The sequence below is a fragment of the Hyphomicrobium sp. genome (assembly GCF_009026145.1).
In the GTDB taxonomy this organism is placed as follows: Bacteria; Pseudomonadota; Alphaproteobacteria; order Rhizobiales; family Hyphomicrobiaceae; genus Hyphomicrobium_A.
In genome coordinates this window covers 1-3,592 of sequence record NZ_WBUE01000056.1, presented here as the reverse complement: position 1 = coordinate 3,592, position 3,592 = coordinate 1, and the positions used below count along the sequence as shown (strand labels likewise).

Annotated in this window: 3 protein-coding genes; all 3 read right to left on the bottom strand. The window is 65.3% G+C overall.

What is annotated here, in order from left to right:
• Positions 1-2,350 (bottom strand): PAS-domain containing protein (locus F9K20_RS21120; RefSeq protein WP_291006751.1); only part of this gene is annotated, 2,350 nt, incomplete at its 3' end.
• Positions 2,351-2,531: 181 nt separating this feature from the next.
• Positions 2,532-2,780 carry a hypothetical protein gene (locus tag F9K20_RS21115; protein ID WP_291006748.1) on the bottom strand — a complete coding sequence of 83 codons (249 nt, stop codon included), beginning with the start codon at positions 2,778-2,780 and terminating at the stop codon, positions 2,532-2,534.
• A gap of 128 nt (positions 2,781-2,908) precedes the next feature.
• The coding region (locus F9K20_RS21110) for an SDR family NAD(P)-dependent oxidoreductase (RefSeq protein WP_291006745.1) at positions 2,909-3,592 on the bottom strand (684 nt) is incomplete at its 5' end.

Sequence of the window (3,592 nt, the reverse complement as noted above, 5' to 3'; positions counted from 1 at the left end):
AGCCCGTGCCGAAGTCGTCCATGACGATGTGCACGCCCACCTCGCGCAGCTGGTAGAGCGTGGCCAGCGTCGCCTCGCCGTTGTCGAGCAGCGCCGTCTCCGTGATCTCGAGCTCGAGGCGCTCTGCCGCCAGCCCGGAGGCGGCCAGGGAGCGGGTGATCATTGGCACCAACCCGGAGCTGCGGAATTGCGCTGGCGACAGGTTGACGGCGATCCTCAGTTCGCCCGGCCATTTTGCCGCCGTCGCGCAAGCCTCACGGACGGCCCATTCACTCAGCGGACCGATGAAGCCGATCTCCTCGGCCAGGGGAATGAACTGGCCAGGCAGAACGAGACCCTTCTTGGGATGGCGCCAGCGGATCAGCGCCTCGCAACCGCTGATCCGGTTGCGTTCCAGGTTGACGATCGGCTGGTAGTGGAGCTCGAACTCGCCAGCTCCCAGCGCCTTGCGCAGGTCGTACTCCGTGGCCCGCCGCTGCTGCATCTGCGCATCCATCTCCGGCTCGAAGAAGCAGAAGGTCCTGCGTCCGTCGCTCTTGGCCCGATACAGCGCCAGGTCGGCATTGCGAATGAGCTGGTCCGGATTCCTCCCATCCTGGGGTCCGATCGCGATGCCGACGCTGGTGCCGATGATCACCTGCTGCCCTTCGATCTCGTAGGGCTCGCTCACCACCTCGATGAGGCGGTGCGCCAGCGAGGTGGCGTCGGCCGGAGAGCTGATGGCGACCTGCACGATGGCGAACTCGTCGCCGCCCATGCGGGCGATAGTGTCGGTCTCGCGCACCAGGCCGTGCAGCCGCTCGGACGCCATCTCCAGCAGCTTGTCGCCGGCCGGGTGGCCCAGCGTATCGTTGACCGTCTTGAAATGATCGAGATCGATCAGGTGCAGAGCGACGATCTCGCCGCGCTTGACACGGGTCAGCGCATGCTCGAGCCGCTCATTGAGCAGCATGCGGTTGGGCAATCCGGTGAGCTGGTCGTGCAGCGCCATGTGCACGATCTTGGCTTCCGAGCGCCGCTGCTCGGTGATATCCTGGTGGGTGACGACGAGACCGCCGTGAGGCAGGCGCCGACGGCATACGTTGATCACCCGGCCGTCCGCCAGCACCTGTACGCGCGTAGAGTCCTTCCCGAACGCGGCCAGCCATCCGTCGATAAGCTTGTCGCGGTCCGCGTTGCCATAGATGCCGCCTGCAAATCGCAGCTCCAGAATCTCGCGCGAGCTCATCCCCGGCTTCACCTGCTCGGCCGTCAACCCATACATGTCGAGGTAGGTGCGATTGCACACCAGGAGCCGCTGCTCGCCGTCGAACATGGCGAGGCCTTGCGACATGTTGTTCAAAGCCGCGTCGAAATGGATGTTCTGGATCTTCAGTTGCTCCTCGCGCTGCCGCAACAGCTCGTGCTGCTCGCGGAGCTGTGCGTGCAGCGTCTCTCGCTCGGTGATGTCCTGATGCGTCGTCACCCAGCCGCCGTCCGCGCGCGGCCAGATCGATACGGTGACGGTGCGCCCGTCGGCCAGGGTGCGCGTGATGTGGCTGATGTTGCCACGTGCGACGCGGTTCCGCATGGTCCCGAGAATCTGCTCAACGGTCGATCCGGCGTAAAACCCCTGGGCGATGCGAAGCTCGATGATGTGCCGCAATGTCGTGCCCGGCACGATCTCCCCCGGCGGGGTGTGGTACATCTCGAGATAGCGATCGTTGGCGAAGACGAGGCGCTCCTCGGCGTCGAACATCGCCAGACCTTGGAACATGTTGTCGAGCGCCGTATCGAGAATGACGTTCTGGCGCCCGAGCTTCTCGTTGGCCTCTTTGAGCTCGCCTAGCGAGCGATCCAGTGCCCTGAGCGGGAGAACGGCGAACGCCAGATACGCGGCGATGCCGAAGCCTATACCCACCAGCCCTACTGCGCCGATCTCCTGCAGCAGAGGGCGCAGGCTGCCGGTTACCTCCGCCCGCCCGATTTTCGCTCCATCGACGATGATCGCCACCTCGCGGCTGAAGGTCGGAGAGGGTGCGGAGACTCCGCGGACGGCGACGGGAGCATCGTTTGCATCGTAGATGCGCTGGATGACGATCCGGTCGGGAGGGCTCTGAACCTGGATGGCCTCCACCAGGCGCTCGAGATCGCCCGGCCAGCCCGATCCCGAGGACTGGATGAAGCGAGCGGCGCGAAACGCCGTGAGATCCGTCTTGGCCGCGAGCGTCTGCGCTTCCTTGATATATTGAATGATGCCGTAGCCGACGGGCAGCGCAAGCGCAGTGATCACGGCAACGATGGCGCCGAGCAGGCCGACCAGCCGGCGGACCGGCGCCGAACCAACACGTCTCCGCAGCGCACCGAGCATAGGGGCTCCCCGACCCACATGGGCCGGAGAAAACGCTAGGCCAGCAGCCCTAACAATTTCCTCTTTGTCCTGCTAGTGCGCCAAAGGCGCCCTGCCTTGGCTAACCAAAGGTAAAGCCAAGCGTCATGCAGAGTATGACGGACACGCCCGGTGAGCCCGGTGGCTCACCGGGGCAGGCGCGCTATGAGCCGACGGCGTCGCTCATGCATTTCTTGAGATGGCTGGCCTTGGCCGCGCCGGCGAGCTTCTTGTCGGCAGCCGACTTGTCGCAAGCCGCCTTCGCGTCCTTCTCGCATTTGGTCATGAACGACTTCTGCGCGGCGCCGGCCAGCTTCTTCTCGGCAGCCTGGGCCTTGCAGGTCACCTGCTGGGCATGCGCAGCCGTCGCCAGCATTCCGGCGGCGACAGCGACTGCGATCAGATATTTCATCATTTGCTCCTTGTTGAGCCTTCCCCGGGCGCAAACGAAACTAGAGAGCCCTGCCAACTGTGACAATTTTCCGGTGGGAGCATCGGGAATTAGCCTTATCCGTCGGTTTCCGGCGCATTGGCCGTGGCTCATGTGGCGCCGAAGCCGCCATCGACCTGCAGGATATGGCCGGTGACGAAGCTCGCTGCGTCCGAGGCAAGCCAGACGGCCGCGTTGGCAACCTCCTCCGGCCGACCGAGGCGCTTCAGCGGAAGACCTTGGGCCACCACGCTCATGTCGGCGATCCTGGAGGCCAGCATCATCGGCGTCTCGACGCGGCCGGGGCTGACGGCATTGACGCGGATCGTCGGTCCGTATTCGAGGGCAGCGGACTTGGTGAGCGAGACCACGGCGGCTTTGGAGGCGGAATAAAGCGCAAGGCCCGGGTTGGCGTTGCGCAGCCCGCTGGCCGAGGCGCAGTTGACGATCACGCCCCGGCCCTGCGCCAGCATGTGAGGAAGCGCGTACTTCATGCCGAGAAAGGTCGCGCGCGTGTTGGTGTCGAAGACGATATCGAAGGCTTCCTCCGGCGTGTCGACGATCGGCGTGCGCGGCTCCTGGTAGCCGGCGTTGTTGAACAGGATGTCGAGCCGGCCGAAGCGCGCTGCCGTGTCGTCCATCAGCCGCTTGATCTCGGTGGGGTGCGTTACGTCGGTGGCGATGAAATGCGCGCGGCCGCCCTGCGCTTCGATATCGGCGACGAGGCTGTCGCCATCGGCCGCGCGCCGGTTGGCGGCGACGACGATGGCGCCCCGGCGGGCGAACGCCAGCGC